The organism is Rhizobium ruizarguesonis, from assembly GCF_012349115.1.
Lineage (GTDB): Bacteria > Pseudomonadota > Alphaproteobacteria > Rhizobiales > Rhizobiaceae > Rhizobium > Rhizobium ruizarguesonis.
In genome coordinates this window covers 1-23,282 of sequence record NZ_PQIG01000088.1, presented here as the reverse complement: position 1 = coordinate 23,282, position 23,282 = coordinate 1, and the positions used below count along the sequence as shown (strand labels likewise).

At 60.9% G+C, this 23,282-nt stretch carries 23 protein-coding genes; 8 read left to right on the top strand and 15 right to left on the bottom strand.

Features of this window, described 5'->3' with window-relative positions:
• Window positions 1-187 precede the first annotated feature (187 nt).
• From C3Y91_RS21320 to ybgC, 13 genes are all read right to left on the bottom strand, one after another.
• On the bottom strand, window positions 188-1,024 hold the full coding sequence (locus C3Y91_RS21320) for an outer membrane protein (protein ID WP_029768252.1): 837 nt from the start codon (window positions 1,022-1,024) through the stop codon (window positions 188-190).
• Between the two features lie 294 nt (window positions 1,025-1,318).
• Window positions 1,319-1,558, bottom strand: a complete 240-nt coding sequence (locus C3Y91_RS21315) for a hypothetical protein (RefSeq protein WP_024323077.1) — start codon at window positions 1,556-1,558, stop codon at window positions 1,319-1,321.
• Window positions 1,559-1,866: 308 nt separating this feature from the next.
• Window positions 1,867-3,219, bottom strand: a complete 1,353-nt coding sequence (glmM, locus tag C3Y91_RS21310; protein WP_018068990.1) for a phosphoglucosamine mutase — start codon at window positions 3,217-3,219, stop codon at window positions 1,867-1,869.
• 241 nt (window positions 3,220-3,460) lie between these two features.
• Window positions 3,461-5,392, bottom strand: coding sequence for an ATP-dependent zinc metalloprotease FtsH (gene ftsH / locus C3Y91_RS21305; protein ID WP_017961979.1), 1,932 nt, complete (start codon window positions 5,390-5,392; stop codon window positions 3,461-3,463).
• Between the two features lie 96 nt (window positions 5,393-5,488).
• On the bottom strand, window positions 5,489-6,895 hold the full coding sequence (gene tilS, locus C3Y91_RS21300) for a tRNA lysidine(34) synthetase TilS (RefSeq protein WP_168575770.1): 1,407 nt from the start codon (window positions 6,893-6,895) through the stop codon (window positions 5,489-5,491).
• Between the two features lie 11 nt (window positions 6,896-6,906).
• The gene (gene ybgF, locus C3Y91_RS21295) at window positions 6,907-7,893 is read right to left on the bottom strand and encodes a tol-pal system protein YbgF (protein ID WP_018068992.1); all 987 of its coding nucleotides are present in this window, start codon (window positions 7,891-7,893) and stop codon (window positions 6,907-6,909) included.
• Window positions 7,894-8,055: 162 nt separating this feature from the next.
• The gene (pal, locus tag C3Y91_RS21290; RefSeq protein ID WP_024323075.1) at window positions 8,056-8,589 is read right to left on the bottom strand and encodes a peptidoglycan-associated lipoprotein Pal; all 534 of its coding nucleotides are present in this window, start codon (window positions 8,587-8,589) and stop codon (window positions 8,056-8,058) included.
• A gap of 152 nt (window positions 8,590-8,741) precedes the next feature.
• A complete protein-coding gene (gene tolB / locus C3Y91_RS21285) occupies window positions 8,742-10,049 on the bottom strand; it encodes a Tol-Pal system beta propeller repeat protein TolB (protein ID WP_024323074.1) in 1,308 nt (435 codons plus the stop codon).
• A gap of 22 nt (window positions 10,050-10,071) precedes the next feature.
• Window positions 10,072-10,518 carry a cell envelope integrity protein TolA gene (gene tolA / locus C3Y91_RS21280; protein WP_024323073.1) on the bottom strand — a complete coding sequence of 149 codons (447 nt, stop codon included), beginning with the start codon at window positions 10,516-10,518 and terminating at the stop codon, window positions 10,072-10,074.
• The gene (tolA, locus tag C3Y91_RS21275; RefSeq protein WP_024323072.1) at window positions 10,519-11,664 is read right to left on the bottom strand and encodes a cell envelope integrity protein TolA; all 1,146 of its coding nucleotides are present in this window, start codon (window positions 11,662-11,664) and stop codon (window positions 10,519-10,521) included. It abuts the gene before it with no gap.
• A gap of 8 nt (window positions 11,665-11,672) precedes the next feature.
• Window positions 11,673-12,128 carry a protein TolR gene (tolR, locus tag C3Y91_RS21270; protein WP_003542730.1) on the bottom strand — a complete coding sequence of 152 codons (456 nt, stop codon included), beginning with the start codon at window positions 12,126-12,128 and terminating at the stop codon, window positions 11,673-11,675.
• An 18-nt stretch (window positions 12,129-12,146) separates the two neighbouring features.
• Window positions 12,147-12,866 (bottom strand): protein TolQ, encoded by a 720-nt coding sequence (gene tolQ / locus C3Y91_RS21265; protein ID WP_003542733.1) that lies wholly within the window; start codon window positions 12,864-12,866, stop codon window positions 12,147-12,149.
• 375 nt (window positions 12,867-13,241) lie between these two features.
• Complete coding sequence (gene ybgC / locus C3Y91_RS21260; RefSeq protein ID WP_018068996.1) at window positions 13,242-13,697, bottom strand: tol-pal system-associated acyl-CoA thioesterase; 456 nt, start codon at window positions 13,695-13,697, stop codon at window positions 13,242-13,244.
• A 119-nt stretch (window positions 13,698-13,816) separates the two neighbouring features.
• Between ybgC and C3Y91_RS21255 the strand changes: the two genes are divergently transcribed.
• From C3Y91_RS21255 to C3Y91_RS21225, 7 genes are all read left to right on the top strand, one after another.
• Window positions 13,817-15,037 carry an NAD-dependent epimerase/dehydratase family protein gene (locus C3Y91_RS21255; RefSeq protein ID WP_018068997.1) on the top strand — a complete coding sequence of 407 codons (1,221 nt, stop codon included), beginning with the start codon at window positions 13,817-13,819 and terminating at the stop codon, window positions 15,035-15,037.
• A 184-nt stretch (window positions 15,038-15,221) separates the two neighbouring features.
• Window positions 15,222-16,061: a glycosyltransferase gene (locus C3Y91_RS21250; RefSeq protein ID WP_024323071.1), complete on the top strand. Its 840-nt coding sequence runs from the start codon at window positions 15,222-15,224 to the stop codon at window positions 16,059-16,061.
• Window positions 16,058-16,975: an NAD-dependent epimerase/dehydratase family protein gene (locus C3Y91_RS21245; protein WP_018068999.1), complete on the top strand. Its 918-nt coding sequence runs from the start codon at window positions 16,058-16,060 to the stop codon at window positions 16,973-16,975. The genes C3Y91_RS21250 and C3Y91_RS21245 overlap by 4 nt, the downstream gene beginning before the upstream one ends.
• A 58-nt stretch (window positions 16,976-17,033) precedes the next feature.
• Entirely contained in the window at window positions 17,034-17,744 is a 711-nt protein-coding gene (locus C3Y91_RS21240; protein WP_024323070.1) for a hypothetical protein, read from the top strand.
• Window positions 17,745-17,861: 117 nt separating this feature from the next.
• Window positions 17,862-18,449: a 5-formyltetrahydrofolate cyclo-ligase gene (locus C3Y91_RS21235; protein ID WP_168575769.1), complete on the top strand. Its 588-nt coding sequence runs from the start codon at window positions 17,862-17,864 to the stop codon at window positions 18,447-18,449.
• A gap of 3 nt (window positions 18,450-18,452) precedes the next feature.
• Entirely contained in the window at window positions 18,453-19,277 is an 825-nt protein-coding gene (locus C3Y91_RS21230; RefSeq protein WP_011653409.1) for a TIGR00282 family metallophosphoesterase, read from the top strand.
• A gap of 266 nt (window positions 19,278-19,543) precedes the next feature.
• Window positions 19,544-20,389 carry an MBL fold metallo-hydrolase gene (locus C3Y91_RS21225; protein WP_168575768.1) on the top strand — a complete coding sequence of 282 codons (846 nt, stop codon included), beginning with the start codon at window positions 19,544-19,546 and terminating at the stop codon, window positions 20,387-20,389.
• A gap of 136 nt (window positions 20,390-20,525) precedes the next feature.
• Here C3Y91_RS21225 and C3Y91_RS21220 read toward each other — a convergent pair whose 3' ends face one another.
• On the bottom strand, window positions 20,526-21,029 hold the full coding sequence (locus C3Y91_RS21220) for a pyridoxamine 5'-phosphate oxidase family protein (protein ID WP_012758860.1): 504 nt from the start codon (window positions 21,027-21,029) through the stop codon (window positions 20,526-20,528).
• 141 nt (window positions 21,030-21,170) lie between these two features.
• Here C3Y91_RS21220 and C3Y91_RS21215 point away from each other — a divergent pair, with 141 nt between their 5' ends.
• A complete protein-coding gene (locus C3Y91_RS21215; protein WP_017968114.1) occupies window positions 21,171-21,917 on the top strand; it encodes a YebC/PmpR family DNA-binding transcriptional regulator in 747 nt (248 codons plus the stop codon).
• A 208-nt stretch (window positions 21,918-22,125) separates the two neighbouring features.
• Here the strand turns inward: C3Y91_RS21215 and C3Y91_RS21210 are convergent, their stop codons facing one another.
• Window positions 22,126-23,127, bottom strand: a complete 1,002-nt coding sequence (locus C3Y91_RS21210) for an LLM class flavin-dependent oxidoreductase (RefSeq protein ID WP_018069004.1) — start codon at window positions 23,125-23,127, stop codon at window positions 22,126-22,128.
• Window positions 23,128-23,282: the final 155 nt, after the last annotated feature.

Genomic DNA, 23,282 nt, shown 5'->3' with positions numbered 1-23,282 from the left:
ATGCTATCCTCTCAGATAGAAAGCCCTTCGTTGGGGAAGGGTGTCCCGCCGCCGTGTGTATGGATCCGGCGCGTCATAGTCAAGATCGAAGTGTCGCGGGCGGAACATATTTTGACGCAGGGCGGGACGGCCGCAATACGAAAAAGCCGCCCGGTCGGGGCGGCTTTCAGATGTTAGGGGATCGGACTTACTTGTAGACAGGCTGCTGCAGCGGGATTTCCGGCGGCGGTTCGTAGCTTGCCTGAGCGCAGCCGCCGAAGAGATAGCGGGCGCCGACGCGAGCTTCGTGGGCGCTCAGACCCTTGTCGCGGCCCGGGCCGCCATTGTCGGCATAGCCGAACATGTTGCCGCCATCGATATGCAGGTAACGGTAGCCGACATCGGCTTTGATGTTGCAGGTCACGTCGATCGAAGCGCCGGCCATGAGGGCGTAGGTGAAGCGCCAGTTACCCTTGCCGCCGTGGGTGACCTCGTCGTCGCAGAAGCTGCCGTCATCGGCGCAGGCGACGTTGCTGAGGTTCTTCCACTTTACGTAGGAACCGCCGATACCGGCGCCGACATAAGGCGTGACGTAGCCGTAGGTGCCGAGATCGACATAGGCGTTGGCGAGCAGCGTATAGGCTGTCAGCGAAGAGCGGTCGCTCGAGGTGCAGTCCACCAGCGGAAAGCCGCACTGCCCGACCGTCGAGCCCTTGAAATCCGCCTGGGTGAGATAGTCGAAAGTCAGATCGGTGCGCAGATAGCTGTTGATCTGGTAACCGACACCACCGCCGACAGTCCATGTATCATCCAGATCGGCGTCGTCGAAATCGACCTCCGTGGCGTTGCTGCCCTGGAAATAGCGGGCGCCGCGCAGATCGGTGAAGGCATAACCGACATCGCCGCGCAGGTACCAGCCGGTCGCTTCGGTGACCGTCACCTCAGGCGGCTGCTCCGGGATAGGCTCGGCAGGGGCCAGGTCCGCGGAATAGGCATTTGTCGCGATCAACAATGCGGCGAAGATGCCGGACAAGCTTCTTTTCATGGATCCCACTCCAAAATCCCGTTGCGTCGGCAGGCTGAATCGCCGCCAATCTGGTACGCTTCGTATGGATAATGAATTGGAAACGTTAAAAGCTGCTTAACTATAAATGAGAAGAAACGTTAAGAGACAGATTGGCGGGCAAGTTCCTCGATATGGTGAAACTCGGCCAAAGGCTGGCAGCTCCGGACTTGCCGAAGATTGCCAGCCGCAACGCCAAGAACCCCGCCCCGCCAAATCGCTAAGTTGGTTTCCTTCGCCATCAAGTCGGTCGGCTCCACTCGGCGAATCCTGTCGTTACTTCCATTGTGTCGCGTTTTCGGCGGCGCAGCCGTATGGCGGCAAGGAGGTGCCAAAGTTCGTTTTGAGCTTGGCACAGCCCCAGGCATTAATCGGGCCTGGCATGGCATTGTTGAGCGTGATGCCAATTTCGTCGTAAGGGCTGTCGGTGTTGGTGATGTAGCGATACCAGCGGAAACCGGTAAAGACGACGAATGCGAGAGCGATCGTCAGCAGCAGGCGCACCAATTTTTTCATGATATTTCCTTTGAATGCAAACGCCGCCGTGTAGCATCCGCATGTGGAGGTTGACAGCGCCGTCACCAAGACATCGGCAAATTTCCGTGGATGCCGTCTCAGTGCCCACTGCGCCCCGACATGCCGCGGCTGCGAGGCTTGCTCCCTACCGGAAGCCAAGCTGGCAAGTCACTGACATGTTGTCTTCGGAAGGGCGCGGAAACGGTTCCGGCGGGAAGTCGATCCGGAGTGGATCTTCGAACCGAAGGCGCCAATAACGAAAAAGCCGGCACTTGCGTACCGGCTTTTGACATTTCGTCCCGAAAAAATCAGGCGGCAGTCCGGACATTCGAGATCGTGCCGATCAGCTCGTTGACGATGCGCTCGATCTGGGCGCGGTCGTCGCCTTCGGCCATGACGCGGATCAGCGGCTCGGTGCCCGAGGGGCGGATGACGAGGCGGCCGTTCCTGGCAAGCTCGGCTTCGGCATCGGCGATCGCCTTCTGCACCTGGATATCCTCCAGCGGCTTGCCACCGCTGATGCGGACATTGCGCAGGAGCTGCGGCACCGGCTCGAAGCGACGGCAGACCTCGCTGACGGTCCGTCCGGTGCGTTTGACCGCGGCCAGGATCTGCAGCGCCGCGACGAGACCGTCGCCGGTCGTGCCGTAATCCGAAAGCACGATATGGCCCGACTGCTCGCCGCCGACATTGTAATTATGCTGGCGCATATGCTCGACGACGTAGCGGTCGCCGACCCGCGTGCGGGCAAGCGCCATGCCGCGCTCATCGAGAAAGCGCTCGAGGCCGAGATTGGACATCACGGTGGCGACGATGCCGTTGCCGCGCAGCTGCTGGCTCTCGGCCCAGCTCTCGGCGATGACGGCCATCAGTTGGTCGCCGTCGACGATCGAACCGTTTTCGTCGACGATGATGACGCGGTCCGCGTCGCCATCGAGCGCGATGCCGATATCGGCGCGTACCTCGTCGACCTTCTTCTGCAGCGCGACGGGGCTAGTGGAGCCGCAATTGAGATTGATGTTGGTGCCGTTCGGCTCGTTACCGATGGTGACCACCTCGGCGCCGAGTTCCCAGAGCACGGCCGGTGCCACCTTGTAGGCGGCGCCATTGGCGCAATCGATCGCGATCCTCAGGCCTTGCAGTGTCACGTCGCGCGGCAGCGTGCGCTTGGCATGTTCGATATAGCGGTCATGCACGCCGTCGACGCGCTTGGCGCGGCCGATATCGTCGGATTTGGCAAGCTGCGCATTCAGGTCCTTTTCGAGCAGATCCTCGATCTCGGCCTCAATGTCGTCCGAAAGCTTGTAGCCATCGGGACCAAAGAGCTTGATGCCGTTATCCTCGTAAGGATTGTGCGACGCCGAGATCATCACGCCGAGATCGGCGCGCAGCGAGCGCGTCAGCATGGCAACAGCTGGTGTCGGGATCGGGCCGAGAATAAAGGCATCGAGGCCCGCGGCCGTGAAGCCCGCGACCATGGCATTCTCCAGCATATAACCGGAAAGGCGCGTATCCTTGCCGATGACGACGCGGTGGCGATGGTTGCCGCGACGGAAGATCGTACCGGCGGCAATGCCGACCCGCATGGCGAGATCCGGCGTCATCGGGAAGACGTTGGATTGGCCGCGAATGCCGTCCGTACCGAAATAGCGTCTTTTCATCTGCACTCCTGTGCTTTCCGCGCGCCATTCAAGGCAGCGCACCGTTCCAAGCAAATCCGGCTTCAGTGGAATGTCGTCAATCCAGGAGCGTGATTCATGCTTGCCTCAATTCAGCGGAATGCCACAAAATGCGGCGATCAGCACGTAAATTAGCAAGAAAAATGATTATATCCCGTTACCAATGGAAAAGGCCGGATCTCCGACGTCGGAAATCCGGCCTTGTTCAAGGCAGTGCCGCTGTTCAATGCGGCTGCGGTTCGAGGCCGCCTTCGGGCTCGTCGCCCTTCGTGGCAGGCCGTGCGCCGGCCTTCGGAACAGCCGAGCCGCGGCTCGGCGGCGAATCATCGCCGAGATCGCGGGAAGGCTTTTCGCCGCGGATCAGCGCCTTGATCTCTTCGCCGGTCAGCGTCTCGTACTCGAGCAGACCTTCGGCAAGCACGACGAATTCGTCGTGCTTTTCCGTCAGGATCGTGCGGGCCTGCGTATAGGCTTCGTCGATCAGGCGGCGCACTTCATTGTCGATCTTCTGCGCGGTTGCTTCGGAAACATTCTTCGACTGCGAAACCGAGTGGCCGAGGAAGACTTCCTGCTGGTTCTCGCCATAGGCGACCTGACCGAGCTGATCGGAAAAGCCCCACTGCGTGACCATGGCGCGGGCAAGCTTCGTGGCCTGCTCGATGTCGGAGGAGGCACCGGAGGTAATGTTCTCCTTGCCGAAGGTGAGCTCTTCGGCAACGCGGCCGCCCATCATGATGCAGAGGCGTGAGACCATCCACTTGTAGCTCATCGAGTAGCGGTCGCCCTCGGGAAGCTGCATGACCATGCCGAGCGCACGGCCGCGCGGAATGATCGTCGCCTTGTGCAGCGGATCGGCGACGGCGACATTGAGCGCGGTCATGGCGTGTCCGGCCTCATGGTAAGCGGTGAGCTTCTTTTCCGCCTCGGTCATCGCCGAGGAACGGCGCTCGGCGCCCATCATGATCTTGTCCTTGGCGTCCTCGAATTCCTGCATGGTGACGACGCGCTTGTTGCGGCGGGCGGCCATGAGGGCGGCTTCGTTGACGAGGTTCATCAGGTCGGCGCCGGAAAAACCGGGCGTACCGCGGGCGAGGATCTTGAGATCGACATTCGGCGCCAGCGGAACGTTGCGGGCATGCACCTTGAGAATACGCTCGCGGCCGACGATGTCGGGGTTCGGCACCACGACCTGACGGTCGAAACGGCCGGGACGCAGCAGCGCCGGATCGAGCACGTCGGGGCGGTTGGTCGCAGCGATCAGGATCACGCCCTCATTCGCCTCGAAGCCGTCCATTTCGACCAGCAGCTGGTTCAGCGTCTGCTCGCGTTCGTCATTACCGCCGCCGAGACCGGCGCCGCGATGGCGGCCGACAGCATCGATTTCGTCGATGAAGATGATGCAGGGCGCATTCTTCTTGGCCTGCTCGAACATATCGCGCACGCGGCTTGCACCGACGCCGACGAACATTTCGACGAAATCGGAGCCCGAAATGGTGAAGAAGGGCACATTGGCTTCGCCGGCGACCGAGCGGGCGAGCAGCGTCTTGCCGGTACCCGGAGGACCGACGAGCAGCACGCCGCGCGGAATCTTGCCGCCGAGACGCTGGAACTTCTGCGGATCACGCAGGAATTCGACGATTTCCTCGAGATCCTGCTTGGCCTCGTCGACACCGGCGACGTCTTCGAAAGTCACGCGGCCATGCGCTTCAGTCAGAAGCTTGGCTTTGGACTTGCCGAAGCCCATCGCGCCGCGTGAGCCGCCTTGCATCTGCCGCATGAAGAACAGCCAGACGCCGAGAATCAGAAGCATCGGCAAAAGTGTGCCGAGATAGCTGAGGAAACCCGAAGAGCCATCCGTTTCAGGACGGGCGGAAACCAGGACATTCTTCGACTGCAGGCGATCGAGCAGACTGTCGTCGATCACAGGCGAATAGGTCTGGAAGGTGGTGCCATTTTCAACATAGCTTCCGGAGAGACGGTTGCCCGTGACCACGACGTCCTTCACGCGGCCCGCATCGACCTCACGCAGAAACTGCGAATAAGGGATTTCGCGGGAGCCCGTCTGTGCCGGCGCCGTCTGGAACATACTGAAAAGGGCGATCAGCAGAAGCGCGATGATCGCCCACAAGGCGAAATTACGTAAGTTAGGGTTCATTGAACTCCCCAGCATGGAACAGCCGCCTCATGGCGACCGTCTTATTCGTTTCTAACATAGGGTTGCGCCGCGCGATTGCCAAGGCGACACCCCAGGTCAGATGGTTTTTCCGTCAATACTTCTTAAAGGCAGCCTCGCATAGGGCGCCGTCGCGAAAACAGCCGAAAGCCTATTGGCAAAGATGAAGTCAAATCGTGTCAAAAAGCGGTCGAAGGGTGCGAAATAGGGTGTCAGTTCGACCATGCGGGCGGATTCCTCAGATAAAAGGTTTCCTTCGGCAGATAAAACCGGCGCGGAGGCGACGGCGCGCTTCCAAGCGCCCTTGGGAAGGCGCTGCATACACCCCCTCATTCCTGTGCTGGTCACAGGAATCCAGCCACCGCGCGTCTGCGCGGTGATTGACTCAATAAAGCGTGAAGTGTCTTGCGCGCCCGAGTCCTTGGGCGCCTGGATCTCAATTGATGCGGCCGACCCATTGCGCGCATAAAACCTTCCATCCCAAACCCCGGCCTCTCCCGGCTGCAACACCAGCGGCAATATCCCCCGGCTCTCGCGCCCCAAATAAAACCCGTCACGCCTGAGATCGAACACCACCCTGCCAACGGTCATCCGTCCCGGTTCACTGCCGGTGGCAGATGCAAGGATATGCGCCATATGCGCCCTCCCCGGCGCAAACGGCTGCCCACCGAAAACGGCTGTCAGACGGCCGAGTGCATAATCGAGGACTGCCCGATCCTGCCGCAGCCCGTCAGGCGTCACCTGTCCGAGCAGACCGCCGTGAAGCGTGAAATGACGATCCAGCCATTCTGCTCCCCTAGCCGAAAGAGCCAGCCGCGCTTCCCAAGCCGCGCGGATATTCCTCTCCGCACCTGCATCGGCCGAAAGCTTCCGGCGTGTCCGCACGCGCTCGTAGGTCACATCTTCGTTGCTCGGATCATCGATCCACGGCACGCCCCGCTCTTTGAGGAAAGCGCGGATATCTGCCCGGCTGGAAAAGAGAAGCGGCCGTAAAATCCAGAAGCGCCGGTTGAAGAGCACCGCATCCGCAATGCCGGTCGAAATCTGCTCCGTTCGCATCCCACGCATCTGCAGTGTTTCGCGCTGGTCGTCGAACGTATGGCCAGTGACGATGAGATCGGCTTCGAAACTTTCGGCGGCGGTTGCCAGCAGGCCATAGCGTGCCTCGCGGGCAGCCGCCATGATGCCGGTTTTCGGCTTGTCGCCCTCCCAGATCATGTTGGTGTGGGGAATGCCGAGTGATGTGCAGAGGGCTGCGACTTCACGCGCCTCGTCTGCCGAGCCGGCGCGCAACGCATGATCGACGGTCGCAGCGCAAAGGGACATCTTGAGATGGGGTGCGGCCTTCACGGCTTCATCGAGGAGAAGAAGCAGGCCGGTGGAATCGCTGCCGCCTGATATCGCGACGAGAATGCGCGCAGGGCTTTGAAGCGACAAAAGAAACTGGAGGATCGCCTGTTGAGGCGGTGCGGTTTCCGGAGACATTCCGGAAGCCCTTAGCAGGCGAGGCGCTTCTGTTCGCTCGCAACCTTGCTTATGACGGCGCGCGAGGCCTTCGGATAACGCTTCGAGACTTCGCGCAGCGTCGCGCAGGCCGTCTCGGTATTGTCGAGGGCGGCAAGCGACATGCCGAGCTTCAGCAGCATTTCCGGCGCCTTTTCCGATGTACCGTATTTCTGGTGCGCATTGAGGAAGGTCTTGGCCGCCTCATTGTACTTGCCCTGCGAATAGAGTGCTTCGCCGAGCCAGAAATTGGCGTCCGCCGCCCGCGCGCTGCTCGGGTAGTGGGTGATGTACTGCGTGAATTCCTGTTCGGCCGTGCTGTAATCACCGGACAGCACGTGGCCATAAGCGGCCTTGTACTGGTCGGCCTCGCTACCGAGCGAGGCGGTCTGCTGCGGCGTTTTGCTGTTGGCAGCGGGAATCGGACCGGAACCGATGGTGGCATTTTCGTCGACGCTTCCGCCGATCGGATTGCCGTTCTGATCGAAATCGATCGAGCCGAGCTCCTTCGGTGGTTGGCCGAGACCGCTATTCTCCGGCACGCTGGTGGAGGGAGCCGTTTCGGCTCCCTGCGGTGCTTGGATCACCTTGGCAATATCGTCACCGCCGGAGGCTGCTGGAGCGGCATCGGTCTCGCTCTTCTTGACAGGTGCCTTGGCGGCACCGCCGGCACCCGTCTTTTCGAGCTGCTGGAAGCGGAATTCATTGTCTTCCTGCTGCTTGCGGATCGTCTCCTGCATCTGCAGAAGCTGAAAGCTCATCTCCTCGATCCGGCCGTTCAACTGCCGCAGCTGCTCTTCGAGCTGCTGCACGCGGACCTCCGCGTCGCCGCTCTGCACCTTGACAACAGGCGGCGCCGCCTGGTTTTCCGCGGATCGGCCGCCGAGATGTAGCCCGAAGAACGAGGCGGAATAGGCCGCCCGTTCGCTTCCGGTCACAGCCGCGAGGCACAGCATGCCTGCCACGACAAGTTTCTTCATATGTATCGTCCTGTCCCAGTGATTCTTCGCACCTCGATGGCACGAACAGGAGATTTTTCCAATTGCTTTCAAAAAGCAACGGAGTCTGGCCAAAGTGTGGTCAAAAAGAAAAGGCGGCCCCACGCGGGACCGCCTTTCGAAAAAGCGAATGTTGCTCGGCAATTACATGCCGGCGCCGCCAAGCACGGTAACCGCGCGGCGGTTCTGCGACCAGCAGGAAATATCGTCGCAGACGGCGACCGGACGTTCCTTGCCGTAGGAGATCGTCTTCAGGCGCTGCGCCGGGACGCCGCGCGAAGCGAGATAGTCCTTGGCAGCAGCGGCACGGCGGGCGCCGAGCGCGAGGTTGTATTCGCGCGTGCCGCGTTCGTCGGCATGGCCTTCGACGGTGATCTGGTAATTCGGGTAACGGCCGAGCCACTGGGCCTGACGGTCGAGCGTCTGCGAGGCATCGGCGCGGATCGACGAGGAGTCGGTGTCAAAGAAGATGCGGTCGCCGACATTGACCGTGAAGTCCTGGGCCGAGCCCGGCGTTGCAGCGCCGCCAGCACCGGTGCCGAGGCCGAGATCGCCGGCGCTGTTCGGCGGCTTCTTGGCGCAGCTTGCGAGCGCGAGACCGGCGAGAAGCGCGATCATGACGGGGTTGCGGGCGAAATTCTGCATGCGGCTCATTGCCGGGGTATGAATTCGGCTCATGGCCGGTCTCCTTGCGATTTCATCAGGGTTTCCGGACAGTAACCGCACTCGGTTAACCGCCCCTCAAAGATTATGGTTAACGATTTGCTACTTTGTCCCTTGGTCGCTCGGTTCCATGACTTTGGGGCGACAAGAAGGCAGCAGCGCATCGCCTACTCCATAAGCGGCGACCAGGCCGGGTCGGAGCCATAGGTCGGCGTCTTCACGAGCTGTTCGTTGTAACCGGTCAGATCGATCGAATAGAGCTGCGGACCGCCCGACCCCGCCGCCTGGCGGAAGAACATCAGGACGCGGCCGTTCGGCGCCCAGGTCGGGCCCTCATTGTGGAAGCCGGTCGTCAGGATGCGCTCGCCCGAACCATCCGGCTTCATCACACCGATCGAGAACTTGCCGCCGGCCTGTTTGGTGAAGGCGATGAGATCGCCGCGCGGCGACCAGACCGGCGTCGAATAGGAGCCGTCGCCGAAGGAAATACGGGTCTGGCCCGAGCCATCGGCGTTCATCACGTAGATCTGCGGCTTTCCGCCGCGGTCGCTTTCGAAACTGACGCGTGCGCCGTCAGGCGAATAGGAGGGCGACGTGTCGATCGCCGCCGTCGAGGTCAACCGCGTCGTCGTGCGCGAGCGCAGGTCCATCGTATAGATGTTGGAATTGGCATCCTGCTGCAGGCTCATGATCACCTTCTGCCCATCCGGCGAGAAGCGCGGCGAGAAGGTCATGCCGGGGAAGTTACCGACGACCTCGCGCTGCCCGGTTTCGAGCTGCAGCAGATAGACCCGCGGCTGCTGGTTGGCAAAGGACATGTAGGTGACTTCCTGCCGGCTCGGCGAGAAGCGCGGCGTCAGCACGAGATCGCTGCCATCGGTCAGCATGCGTACGTTAAAGCCGTCCTGATCCATGATCGCCAGCTGGCGCTTGCGCTGCTGCTTGGTGCCGGATTCGGAGACGAAGACGACACGGGTGTCGAAATAACCTTCCTCACCGGTGATCTGCTTGTAGATCGCATCGGCAATGATGTGCGCCACGCGGCGCCAGTTTTCCGGCTGCGTATAAAACTGCTGACCGGTCATCTGCTGCCCGGCGAACGGGTCCCACAGCCGAAATTCGGCGCGAAGACGGCCATCCGCTTCCTTGGTAACCCGGCCGGTGACCAGCGCCTGTGCATTGATGACCTTCCAGTCCTCGAACCGCGGCGCGGCATCAGGATTGGAGATCTTTTCAATAAAGGCCGTCTTGTTGATCGGGGCAAACAGGCCGGAACGCTGCAGGTCGGCGGCGATGACTTGCGAGACCTGCGCGCCTATGTCGCCCTGGAAGTCAGTCACCGCAATCGGCATCGGCTGGACATTGCCCTTTCGAAGATCGAGGGTGACCAGCGCGTTCGCCGGCGTCGTAAAGGCTGCGACCCCAATCAGGCCTGCGATGACCATCAGAGCGCGGATGAGGGAACACTTGACCATATCAAACAAGCCTTTCAGCATCTTATTGGGTAAGAGCGCTGGTATCGAAGTTCAAAACGACTTCCTTCCAGGCATCGTATTTATCTTTCGGAAGCATCGTAAAAGGAGCTGCGCGACGAACTGCGCGAAGGCCGACATCGCTAAGACTTTTCTGCGCACGCTCACTGCCACCGGTGACCTGCACATCAGGGTTGCCGACGATCTGCCCGTCTCTGGCTAGCTTTATGTGGATCGTCAAACGCACGCTGCCGATGTCTTTCAGGCGACTGTCGACGAAGAATCGACTTTCGATCGCGTTTCGCACCGCCTTAGCTTCAGCCACCGTGAGAACCGGCGAATTTGCATTGCTGTTTCGGCGATCAGCCGTCTCCGAATTTGCATCGGAAGGAAATGCGAGGCCAAGGATCAACCCGGTCAGTACCGCGTATATCCCGAAAGATTTCGCGAAATGGATCGAATTCCTCGGCATTCAAATCCCCATATCGCTGGGATGAAAGTTAAGGACGACCTCGTTCCACACGTCATACTTGTCCATCGGAAGCGTCGTGCGGAACGAGGGAGCAGATTTCATCACGGCACGGTAAGCGCCACTTTCCAGCGCACGACGCGTTGAATCGGTGCTGCTTCCGCCGGAAGACTCGATGTCAGGCTGGCCGATAATGTTTCCATCTTTATCGAGCTTGAAATGCACCGTGATGACCATGCCGGAAAGGCCTTCCATTCCCGGAGTGATAAGCCAGTTACCCTGGATCAAACCCTGTAGCGCATCTTGTTCGCTTTGGCTGAGCTTGGAACCGCCATTGCTCTTCTTCGCGCCCAGCGATGCCTCCTGCGTCGAGCGCTTCGCACCACCGGCAGACGGATCAGTCTTATTGAGCAGCACGGCAATATCGTCGGCGTTGAAGTCGCTCTTCATCGCCGAGGCGGATTTCGCCGTTTCCTGCTTCTGATCGGCCTTCTTCTTGTCCGTCGGCTTCTCAGCAGCCTTGGGCTGGTCCGGGGTCTTTTCCGGCGGCTTTTCGGCGGGCTTCTGCGGCTCAGGCGGCTTTACCTGCGGCTTGGCGACAGGGGTCGGCACGTTGTCCGGCAGCGCCTCGGCATCCGGCTTCGGCGGCTCCTCAGGCTTGGCCTGCTCTTCCGGCGGTTTTTCTTCCGGCTTCGGCGGTGTTACCTCGACCGGCTTCGGCGGCGGAATGGAAGCGACCTGCTTCGGCTGCTCGACTTCCGTTTCCTCCTTGACGATCTCCTTCACGTCATTCGGCTTAGGATCGATCTTCGGCATCGGCTTTTCGCTCGAATTCGCCGCGGCCGCTTCGCTATTGCTCGGCTTGGCGTTCGGCACCGGAGGCGTCTTCAGGTCGACATTGTTGTCGCCGGCATTTTCGGCGGGCTGCGCGATCGGCGGCCGCGTCGTCGGCACCGGTGCGGAAGTCTCCTTCTTCGGAGCCTTCTTGTCGCCTTGCTGCATCTGGGTAATGGATTCCACCGGCACGAGATCGACCGGCATCGCCTCGAAATCCTCTACCTTGAAGGATTCCGGGGCGCCGAGCGACACCATCGCCCAGGTGAGCACCAGGCCGTGCAAAACAGCAGATGTGATGACACTGGCCTTCATTTTGCGCGCTATTGGTCCTTCTTCTGCTGCGTCACGAGGCCGATATTCTTGAAGCCTGCGCCCTGGATACGGGCCATGACGTCGGCGATCACGCCATAAGGCGCGGTCGCGTCGCCGCGCACGAAGATACGTTCATTATAACCGGTGGTGGCGATCGCCTCGAGCTTGGCGGCGATCTCCGCGGCCGGGATCGGTGTTTCCTGCAGGAACACCTCGCCGTCATTCTTGACGGAAATGGTGATCGGCTGCGTCTCGGAATTCAGCGCCTTGGCCTGCGTTTCCGGCAGGTCGATCGGCACACCGACGGTCATCATCGGTGCCGCGACCATGAAGATGATCAAAAGCACCAGCATGACGTCGACGAGCGGCGTCACGTTGATTTCGGAGATCACGGCCCTGTTCCGACCGCCGCGACGGCGGCGTCCGCCGCCCCCGCCGCCATTGCCTCCAACAGCCATACCCATGTCAGAATACTCCGTTGGTTACTGAGCGGCAGCGCGCGGCTGCAGTTTCTCGTCGATCTGGCGCGAAAGTATGGCGGAGAATTCATCCGCGAAACCTTCCATGCGGCCCGAGAGCTTGCCGGCATCGGCAGAAAACTTGTTGTAGGCGATAACCGCCGGGATAGCGGCGACGAGGCCGATCGCGGTGGCAAGCAGCGCTTCGGCGATACCGGGCGCAACCACCGCAAGGTTGGTCGACTTCGAACCGGCGATCGCCTGGAACGAAGTCATGATGCCGACGACCGTGCCGAACAGACCGATGAACGGACCGGCCGAGCCGATGGTCGCGAGCGATCCAAGCCGCGCGCCGAGAAATTCGGTTTCACGGGCGAGCGTCACGTCCATCGCACGGTCGATACGCATCTGCAGGCCGATCGGCGAGCGAGCGCCGCGTTCGAAGGATTTCTTCCACTCGCGCATGGCGGCCACGAAGATTGCCGCCAGCCCCGTATTGTTGCGTTCCGACAGCGAGCGGTAGAGTTCTTCCAGCGACTGGCCCGACCAGAACACCTGCTCGAACTTATCGAACTGGCGCCGTGCGCGCCCATAGGCCAGGTATTTGTCGATGACGATCGCCCACGTCCACACCGAGGCTGCGATGAGCCCGAGCATGACGAGCTTGACGACGATGCCGGCCTGCATGAAAAGCGACCAGAGGCTGACGTCCGTCGTTGCTGCTGCCAATCCTACTTGTTCCATTGGTCCAAAATCCCCGAATCCAAACGCCCGGTGCTGGACCGGGCGGCACAAACTGATCTCGCAAGAAGTGTCCGGCGGCCGCCGCCCAAAGCCCTGGTCAAACTTCCAAGCTCATCTTCCGCCTTCTTGCCGTCAAATTTGGTCAAAGGAAGGCGTGCACCGCACAAACTCCGACTTTCCCAGTAAGACACTATTATGGTTAATAGATCGTTAGTGCCGGACTGTGACAGTAAGCCTGTATTTGGAAGATTTCGTTCCAAGGATTACTTGACCGGAGCAAGGTCCGGCTGCCGAAAGAGCGCTCATCCTGCGGCGCGGGAATTCCTTCACATAAAGTTCAAGTTTTGACAAGGTCCGATTTTTCGGCAATTCGGACTATAGTGGCGTGCTGCCTTCCAGGAATTTCGCTGCCAGTGTTTCCGGCAGCCGCCTCGGCCGCCCCCGGGCGTTGATGACGGCGATGATCACCCTGGCGGCGATCAGCAGTGTCTCGCCCGAGCGGATTTGCTGGTTGAGCACCATCTTGGCGCCGCCGGCTTTTTCCGTGTGTGTCAGGATCGTCAGCACATCGTCCATGCGCGCCGGGCTCTTGAAGTCGATCTCCATGCGGTGGACGACGAAGACGAGGCCCTCCTCGTCGGCGCTGACGAGCTCGCGCTGCTCGACGCCGAGGCAGCGCAGATAATCGGTGCGGCCGCGCTCCAGGAAATGCAGGTAGCGGGCGTGATAGACCAGGCCTGAGAAGTCCGTATCTTCATAATAGACCCGCTGGACGAGGCGGTGTCCGGCCTCCATCAGCTCTCCCGAAATGGAAAAAGGGCGTTCCGTCATAATTTTCTCCAAACTGAGGTGCCCTCTTTGGCGCAACGCTTCCAGACAGGCAAGCATTGAATAACTGTCACAATTCCTAACTATTCCCGACAACGAGCGACCAATCAGGAGACGATGCGATGAAGATTGCGGTTATGGGCGGAGACGGTTTCATCGGTTGGCCGACATCGCTGCATCTCTCCGATGCCGGGCACGACATCCATATCCTCGACAATCTCTCGCGCCGCTGGATCGACACGGAACTCGGCGTACAGTCGCTGACACCAATGGATTCGATCCAGGAGCGAACCCGCATCTGGCATGCCGAAACCGGACGCCGCATCCACTTCAATCTGATCGATCTCGCCAAGGATTACGAACTCCTGAAGAACTGGCTTTCCGAACATCGCCCGGATGCCGTCATCCATTTCGCCGAACAGCGGGCCGCGCCCTATTCGATGAAGAGCGACCGCCACAAGAACTACACCGTCAACAACAATGTCAGCGCCACGCACAACCTGCTGAACGCGCTGACGGAGCTCAATCTCGATACCCATCTCATCCATCTCGGGACCATGGGCGTCTACGGCTATTCGACGGTCGGCGCGGCGATCCCCGAAGGTTATCTGCCGGTCGGCATCGAAACCGCAGGCGGCGAGATGGTCAACCAGGAGATCCTCTACCCCTCCAATCCCGGCTCGATCTATCACATGACCAAGTGCCTGGATCAGCTTCTCTTCCAGTTCTACGCGAGGAATGATGGTCTCAGGATCACCGATCTGCACCAGGGCATCGTCTGGGGCACGCACACCGAGCAGACGCGCCGCCACACGCAGCTGATCAACCGTTTCGACTATGACGGCGATTACGGCACGGTGCTGAACCGCTTCCTCATCCAGGCGGCGATCGGCTATCCGCTGACGGTGCACGGCACCGGCGGCCAGACGCGCGCCTTCATCCACATCCAGGATTCGGTGCGCTGCATCGAGCTGGCGCTGAAAAATCCGCCGGCGCGCGGCGCCCGCGTCGAGATCTTCAACCAGATGACGGAAACCCACCGGGTGCGCGACCTTGCCGAGATGATCGCCAGGATGAGCGGCGCCAAGATTGCCTGGCTGCCCAACCCGCGCAAGGAAGCCGCAGAAAACGAGCTGATCGTCCGGAACGAAAAATTCCGCGATCTCGGCCTCGACCCGATCACGCTGGAAGCGGGCCTGCTCGGCGAAATCGTCGACGTCGCGAAGAAATTCGCCTATCGCGTCGACCGCGCACGCGTTCCGGCCGTCTCCGCCTGGACCAAGGACATCGCCGCGACGATCAATCACGATCCGGAAGGCAAGCGGCTGAAGTCGGTTTCATGAGTGAGCGAGTTCGCATTGGAAGGCTCAACTGGAACTCCCTCATTCCTGTGTCTGTCACAGGAATCCAGCCACGGCGCGTCCGCGCCGTGAATGATGTTATTCATACATCGCAAAAGCCTTTCGCGCCCAAGGACTTGGGCGCACTGGATTCCTGTGACAAGCACAGGAATGAGGGAGTGTGGCAATGGTGCACGTAACCACGCAGCCGCCTCATCGCTTCGCCTATGTCACACTCGTCACCAATGCAGATTACGCCATGGGCGCGACCGCGCTTGCCCGCTCCCTGCGCCGAACCGACACTGGGGCCGACATCGTCATTCTCCACACCAGCGGCGTCGATGCAGCCGCACTCGTGCCCCTGAAGGCGCTCGACTGCCGCCTGATCGAGGTCGAGCACCTGCCGCTGTCCGCGGCCTTCAACCAACGCCACGCCCGCGGCAAGCTCCATTCTGCAGCCCCTTTCACCAAGGGCCGCAAGCCGGATTTCCATTCGCCGCTCGACAATTTCTGCAAGCTCAGGCTCTGGCAGCTCGTCGAATACCAGCGCTGCGTTTTCATCGATGCCGACGCCCTCGTGCTGCAGAATGTCGACAGGCTCTTCCTCTATCCGGAGTTTTCCGCCGCCCCCAATGTCTACGAAAGCCTCGCCGACTTCCGCCGCATGAATTCCGGCGTCTTCGTCGCCACGCCCTCGCATGACACATTCCGGCACATGCTCGAAAGGCTCGACAGTCCAGACGCTTTCTGGCGGCGCACCGATCAGACCTTTCTTGAGACGTTCTTCCCGCATTGGCACGGCCTGCCGGTTTATTTCAACATGCTGCAATATGTATGGTTCACCATGCCGGAGCTTTGGGACTGGAAGAGCATTTCGATCCTGCACTACCAGTATGAAAAACCGTGGGAAAAGGATCATCCCAAGGCAGCGCGACTACAACCTTTGATCGATCTGTGGCACCGTTTCCACGATGGCGGCGATGTGCCTGAGGTGACGGCGCTGGACAATCCGGAAGGGGCAGCATGAAGGTACTGGTATCGGGTGGAACGGGTCTCGTCGGCCGGTATGTGGTCGAGGAACTGCTGGCCGCCGGATATCAGGTGATCGTCGGTGGGCGCCGCGCGCCGCTGCCGCGCCTCTTCTCCCGCCCGGTCGAGTTCGCAGCACTTTCGCTCGATCCCGACAAGGATCAGATCGACGTCTTCGACGACGCCTATTTCTTCGTCCACGCCGCCTTCAGCCATGTTCCGGGCAAATATCGTGGCGGCGAGGGCGACGATCCGAAGACCTTCCACAGGTTCAACCTCGACGGCACCGTCCGGCTTTTCGAAGCCGCCAAACGCGCCGGCACGCGCCGCTGCGTCTTCCTGTCCAGCCGCGCCGCCTATGGCGAACACCCGCCAGGAACGGAACTGACGGAGACGATGCTGGCCAAGCCCGAAACACTCTACGGCCAGGTCAAGCTCGATGCCGAGCGGGCGCTTGCCCATCTCTCGACGCCGGGTTTTGCTGGCGTAAGCTTGAGGCCGACCGGCGTCTATGGCGATCTCTCGCCGAACAAATGGGACGGCCTCATCGCCGATTACCTCGCCGGCCGGCCGGTTGTTGCCCGCGTGGGAACCGAGGTTCACGGCCGCGATCTCGGGCGGGCGGTACGGCTGATGCTGGAGACGGAAAGCACTCGCATCTCCGGCGAGGTCTTCAACGTCTCGGACATGTCGGTCGACACGCGCGATATCCTTTCACCCATCCGCAGCGAGACGGGCTGTCGACACGCGCTGCCGGCTCCCGCCGATAGCGCTGCGCTCAATCCCATGAGCACGGCGAAAATCCGCGCGCTCGGCTGGGCGCCCGGCGGAGCGCCTCTATTCGACGAGACGATACGGCGGCTGGCCGCTGCGCTTCCCGAATCCCCAAGACACAGGTCCACGCAAGCCTGACGTTGCAAAATGCGCCGAATTGCAATCGGGGGCCCGAATTAAAAATCGGGGATTGTCCATGCAGGTCGCAACCACGTCTGCCTCCATCATCTTGCGCGGCACGTCTTCGACGGCAGCCATTTCAGCCGCCGGAAGCGAGACCGATCAAGGCGTGCTGAAGCTGCAGCGCGCCACCCAGGCGTTGCAGCAGATGCGCCAGACCTTGGCGAACTCGGGAGACGAGGCCAAGGCAAAGGCACAACGCAAGCTCGAAGAGGCAAAACAGGAATTGGAGATGTTGCGCAGCTCCAACATGGCGCCTGAGGTGGTCGCCCGGCTGGCCGCCGAACTGGCGCGCAAGGTTGGCACCGCCGCCTCCGAATTCGCATCATCAGTCGCGACCGGCAGTCCCGCAACGGCTGTTCCGGTGGATGCAACAACCACGGATGCGACAGCAATCGCAACGAGCGGGGCCGCCGCTGCGCTGACGGATACTTCAGGAGAAACTGCGGCCGGCGAGACCGGCTCGCAGGAACCGGACGCCGCCACCAATGTCCGCAACGCCTATGCCAGCGTCGCCGAGGATGCCCCGAAATTCTCGGGCATCTCGGCCGATGATCGAGAAACGATGGAAGAGTTCAAGGCGGTCGTGCGCGAACTCAAGCAAGTGCTCGAAAAGGCGATGCGCGAGTTGCGGCAGCAAGACCGGCAGGCCGGAGCCAATGCCGTTCCTGATATGGCGGGCTTCTCCATCGCCACGGCGACAATACCGACAAGCATCGTCGTCTGACGATCGCTGCCGCCGGCGGCCGAGGCGTGAAACGCGCGTGATGCTGTCGCATCCGGCATTTGCATCCAACATCCAGCCGTCTATGCTCGGGTAAATCTCTCAGAACCGGCAGATCGAATGACCTCTAGAGAATTGAAAGCGCAGTTGCGCAACGAACGGCTGTCCGCACGCGACGACATCCCCGCAGAGAAACGCGCCTCCAAAAGTCTCGCAATGGCCGAACATGCCGGCGAGGCCGTCGGTTTTGCGCTGGGTACGATCATCTCCGGCTTTCTGCCGATCCGTTCGGAAGCCGATCTCAGGCCGCTGATGGCGCGCTTTGCCGTGCGCGGTGCGCGGCTCTGCGTGCCGGCGATCCTCGATCGGCAGACCATCGTCTTTCGCGAGCTGGCGGAAGGTGCGCCGCTCGTCGATACCGGTTTCGGCACGGTCGGCCCCGGCACAGATGCCGCCATTCTTGATCCCGAGATCATGCTGGTGCCGCTTTCGGCCTTCGATGCCCGCGGCCACCGCATCGGCTACGGCGCCGGCCACTACGACCGCGCCATCAGCCGGCTGAGGCAAAAAGGCCTGCATCCGAAGCTGATCGGCATTGCATTCGACTGCCAGGAAGTGGCACATGTGCCCGCTGAGCCGCACGACATAAGCCTGGATGCCATCCTGACAGAAAGCGGCCTTCGCTTTTTTGCCTCTTGGATTGGATAGGGAATGCGGCTGCTTTTTCTGGGTGACATGGTCGGCAAGACGGGACGCACGGCGGTCTGGGACCGTCTTCCCGGCCTGGTTTCCGACCTCAAACTCGATTTCGTCATCGTCAACGGCGAGAACGCCGCTGGCGGCTTCGGCATCACCGAGGACATCTTTCTGGAAACGATCAATGCCGGCGCCGATGTGGTGACGACGGGCAATCACGTCTGGGACCAGAAGGAAGCCGTCGCTTTTGCCGGCCGGCACGATCAGTTCCTGCGTCCTGCCAACTATCCGCAAGGCACGCCTGGCCGCGGCTCCGGCCTTTTCTATGCCAGGAACGGCGCGCGCGTGCTCGTCGCCAACGTCATGGGCCGGGTCTTCATGCATCCGGAACTCGACGACCCCTTCAAATCGGCGGAAGTCATCCTCGACGCCTGCCCGCTGAAGGAACAGGCCGACGCGATCATCTTCGATTTCCATGCCGAGGCGACCAGCGAGAAGCAGTGCTTCGGCCATTTCGTCGACGGCCGCGCCAGCTTCGTCGTCGGCACCCACACGCATGTACCGACGGCCGACGCACAGATCCTGAACGGCGGCACCGCCTATATGTCGGATGCCGGCATGTGCGGCGACTACGACTCCTCCCTCGGCATGGACAAGGAGGAGCCGCTCAACCGCTTCATCTCCAAAATGCCGAAGGGCCGCATGGAGGCCGCGAACGGTCCCGCGACGATCTGCGGTGTCGGCGTGGAAATCTCGGATACGACGGGACTTGCCGAAAAGATCGCGCCGCTCCGGCTCGGGCCGCGACTGGCCGAGACGGTGCCGGAGTTCTGGCGATAGAGCATGATGCTGAAAAGTGTGAGCGGTTTTCGGGCGACATCATGCTCTAGCTCTTTAATTGAGAACAGGATTCAGATTTTAGGCCAACCGGGCCTAAAATCATCCTGTTCTAGCCACCCCGCCAACACGCAATTGTGAGCATCCTCCGTCTGGACCCCTGCGGCCTCATGCCGCATCCTCCGCCATTCGCGCATAACCCCGAAAATCGGAATTGATTTTCGGGGTTATGCGCCGATCAAAAGGTGATAGAGCGCCGGAGGGGTGGCATGAAGCCGCGATATCTTGTCCTCGCTATCGCATGCCTTGCGGCCTTCGCCGCGCCGAATCTTGCCGGGGCACAAGAGCAGCGGCCACCGGTCAGCCAGTGCCAGGCGATCGCGCAAACCATCCCCAAGGTGACCTTCGCAAGCTTTTCCGGCGCTCCGCCGCTGATGCCTGCCGTCTCCGAGGGCGAGGACGTCAAACTCACCTTCCTCGGCCACTCCACCTTCGAGATCGAAACGCCCTCAGGCATCGTCATCGCGACAGATTATAATGGCTGGTACAGGCCGGCGACGATGCCCGACGTCGTAACCATGAACAAGGCCCATTCGACCCACTTCACCTTGACGCCCGATCCCGGCATCAAGCATGTGCTGCATGGGTGGAGCGATGTTCCGGGCGAGAAGGCGAATATCAATCTCGTCGTCGGCGATGCTTATATCCGCAACGTCACGACGGATATCCGCTTCAGCTATGGCCTCGGCGGTGCGCACGAGAACGGCAACTCCATCTTCATTTTCGAAATCGCCGGCCTCTGCATCGGTCATCTCGGCCACTTGCACTACGAACTGACGGATGCCCATTATACCGAGATCGGCCGCCTCGACATCGTCATGGTTCCCGTCGACGGTGGCCTGACAATGGGCGCCGACAGCATGAGCCGCGTCATCAAGCGGCTACGCTCGTCGTTAATCCTGCCGATGCACCGGCGCGGCCCGCCAGTCGAAGCCTTCGTCTCGATGTTCGGCAAGGATTTCGACGTCGCCAATGCGCCCGATGACAGTATCACCGTCTCCATGCGCACTCTGCCGAAAAAGCCGCTGATCTATGTGCTGAAGGGTGTGCAGTAAAAGGCCCGGCGGTTTTCCTTCTACAGCGCCGCGCGTCTTTTTAGACGCGCAAAGGACGCTGTGGCACTTTGAATTGCTGCATAATTTTATCCTTAAATCGATTCCGATTTAAGGAATTATGCAGGAGCCTCGCGCATCAGGCGAACTGCAGATGGCGCTTGATGCCGACATCCGGCATCTTGTCGTCGTCGAGATTGGCCTTGGCGATCTCCCAGCCGAATTTCAGCTTGTTGCCTGTGGAAACCCAGATCTCGGCATCGTCGACATGGAGGGACAGCATGGTAAGCTTGGGGTCCTTCTTGCCGCCATCATACCAGGCCGCGACGATCGAGCTCCAGTATTCCTCGATCTTGGAAGGATCAGGATGCACCTCGATCACACCGGCGAGGCAGGCGTGATAGTCGTGATCCTTGCCGATAACGCAGAAATGCGCGCGGCTGCCGGGCTTGATGGCGCGCACGATGTCGGCGTCGGTCTTGGTGTAAAACCAGATGGTGTTGGTGGTGGGATCGGCATGCGGCGCCATCGGCTGCATGTGCATATCCAGTCCGGAAATTCCGAGCATGCCGGCATGGACATCGTTGACCTGATCCCAGAGCTGACGTGCTGGATGTTCCTGCGCCTCGCTGAGACTTGCCATGACCGTTCCTTTCCGTTGGATGGAGTTCCGTTGAAACGTCATCCCCTCGCCTTTGTTCCGAACTGCTTTTTCCTTGAACGGGTGCCGTTTCGCTCTTATAAGGCGGCCCATTCCGAACAATGAGACGTGAACAGGGGTGCCATGGCTGGCCATTCACAGTTTAAAAACATCATGCACCGCAAAGGCCGTCAGGATGCCGTGCGGTCGAAAATGTTCTCCAAGCTTGCGCGCGAAATCACCGTTGCCGCCAAGGCCGGCCTGCCCGACCCGACGATGAACGCCCGCCTTCGCCTGGCGATCCAGAACGCCAAGGCCCAGTCCATGCCGAAGGACAATATCGACCGCGCCATCAAGAAGGCGGCCGGCGCCGACGGCGAAAATTACGATGAAGTCCGCTATGAGGGCTACGGCCCCGGCGGCACGGCGATCATCGTCGAGGCCCTGACCGACAACCGCAACCGCACCGCCTCCAACGTCCGCTCGAGCTTCACCAAGGCCGGCGGCGCTCTCGGCGAAACCGGTTCGGTGTCCTTCTCCTTCGACCATGTCGGAGAAATCACCTACAAGCTTTCCGTCGGCGATGGCGACAAGGTGATGGAAGCCGCGATCGAAGCCGGCGCCGACGACGTCGAGACCGATGAAGACGGCCACTACATCACCTGCGCCTTCGAAGCCCTCGGCGAAGTGGCGAAAGCGCTGGAATCGAGCCTCGGCGAAGCCGAAACCGTCAAGGCCGTCTGGCGCGCCCAGAACAACGTGCCGGTGGACGAGGAAAAAGCCCAGTCGCTGCTGAAACTCATCGACAGCCTGGAAGACGATGACGACGTGCAGAACGTCTATTCCAACTTCGAAGTCTCGGAAGAAGTGCTGGCGAAGCTCTCGGCCTGATCTCCTGAGGCAGGGGTCAAATAAAAACCCGGCTGCAACGCCGGGTTTTTTCTTGCCGGAAAGGTGGCGTCGTCAGAGTGCCGCCTCGCGCAGGCCCTGGAGCAGGATGCCGAAAAGTGTGAGCGGTTTTCGGACGACATCATGCTCTAACTATATAATGTAGAACAGGATTCAGATTTTAGGCCGACCGGCCTAAAATCATCCTGTTCTAAGCGGCGGCTCGCATGAAATTTCCCAGCCCCGCGAATAGTTCCACCGATGTCAGCCGCGCCTCGATGTCGTGGATCGGCATCGAGATGATCACCTCGTCGGCCTGCGTTTCCCGCAGAAACTCCGTCAGTTTCGCCTCCGCCGTCTTCGGCGAGCCTACCACGGCATAACGCAGCGTGTGTTCGACATTCATCTTTTCCATCGGCGACCAGAAGTCCCCCATATCGGCCACCGGACGTGGGAACGGACCGCGGACATTGCGGCGCAGATTGACGAATTGCTGCTGGGCGGAGGTGAAATGATAGCGTGCCTCCTCGTCCGTCGCCGCCACAGCACCCATGACGCCGACCATCACATGGGGCTTATCGAGCGTCGCCGAGGGTTGGAAGCGGTCACGGTAGATCGCAATCGCATCGAGCAGCATGTCGGGCGCGAAATGCGAGGCGAAGGCATAGGGAAGCCCGAGCATGCCGGCGAGTTGGGCGCTGTAGAGACTGGAGCCGAGCAGCCAGATCGGGATATGTGAGCCATTGCCGGGAACTGCGAGGATCGCCTGGTTCTCGACCGGCGTATCGAGGAGTTGCTGCAGTTCCACCACGTCGTTGGGGAAGCTGTTTGCACCGGCCTCGAGGTTGCGCCGCAGCGCCTGTGCCGTGCGCATGTCCGTTCCCGGTGCACGCCCGAGGCCGAGATCGATGCGACCGGGGAAGAGCGCCTCCAGCGTGCCGAACTGCTCGGCGATAACGAGCGGCGAATGATTGGGCAGCATGATGCCGCCGGAGCCGATGCGGATGCGCTTTGTCGCAGCCCCGACATGGCCGATGACAACGGCGGTGGCAGCGCTGGCGATCCCCGGCATGCCGTGATGTTCGGCGAGCCAGAAGCGCTTGTAACCGAATTCCTCGGCCTTCACAGCCATCCGCGCCGAGCCCTCGAGGGACTGGCGCACGGTGCTGCCTTCGGCAACGGGGGAAAGGTCGAGTATGGAGAAGGGAACCATGGGAAACCTGCCGGGCAGTTGGACGATGCCGTCTATGTAGGTTCGCGCCCACGCCATTCCAAACCATGCGCGCAACAAAAAGGGCCGCGCGAGCGCGGCCCTCAGACTGCTGACAAACCCCTGGCACCGTCCAGGGGTTTGTGATTCATTGGGAC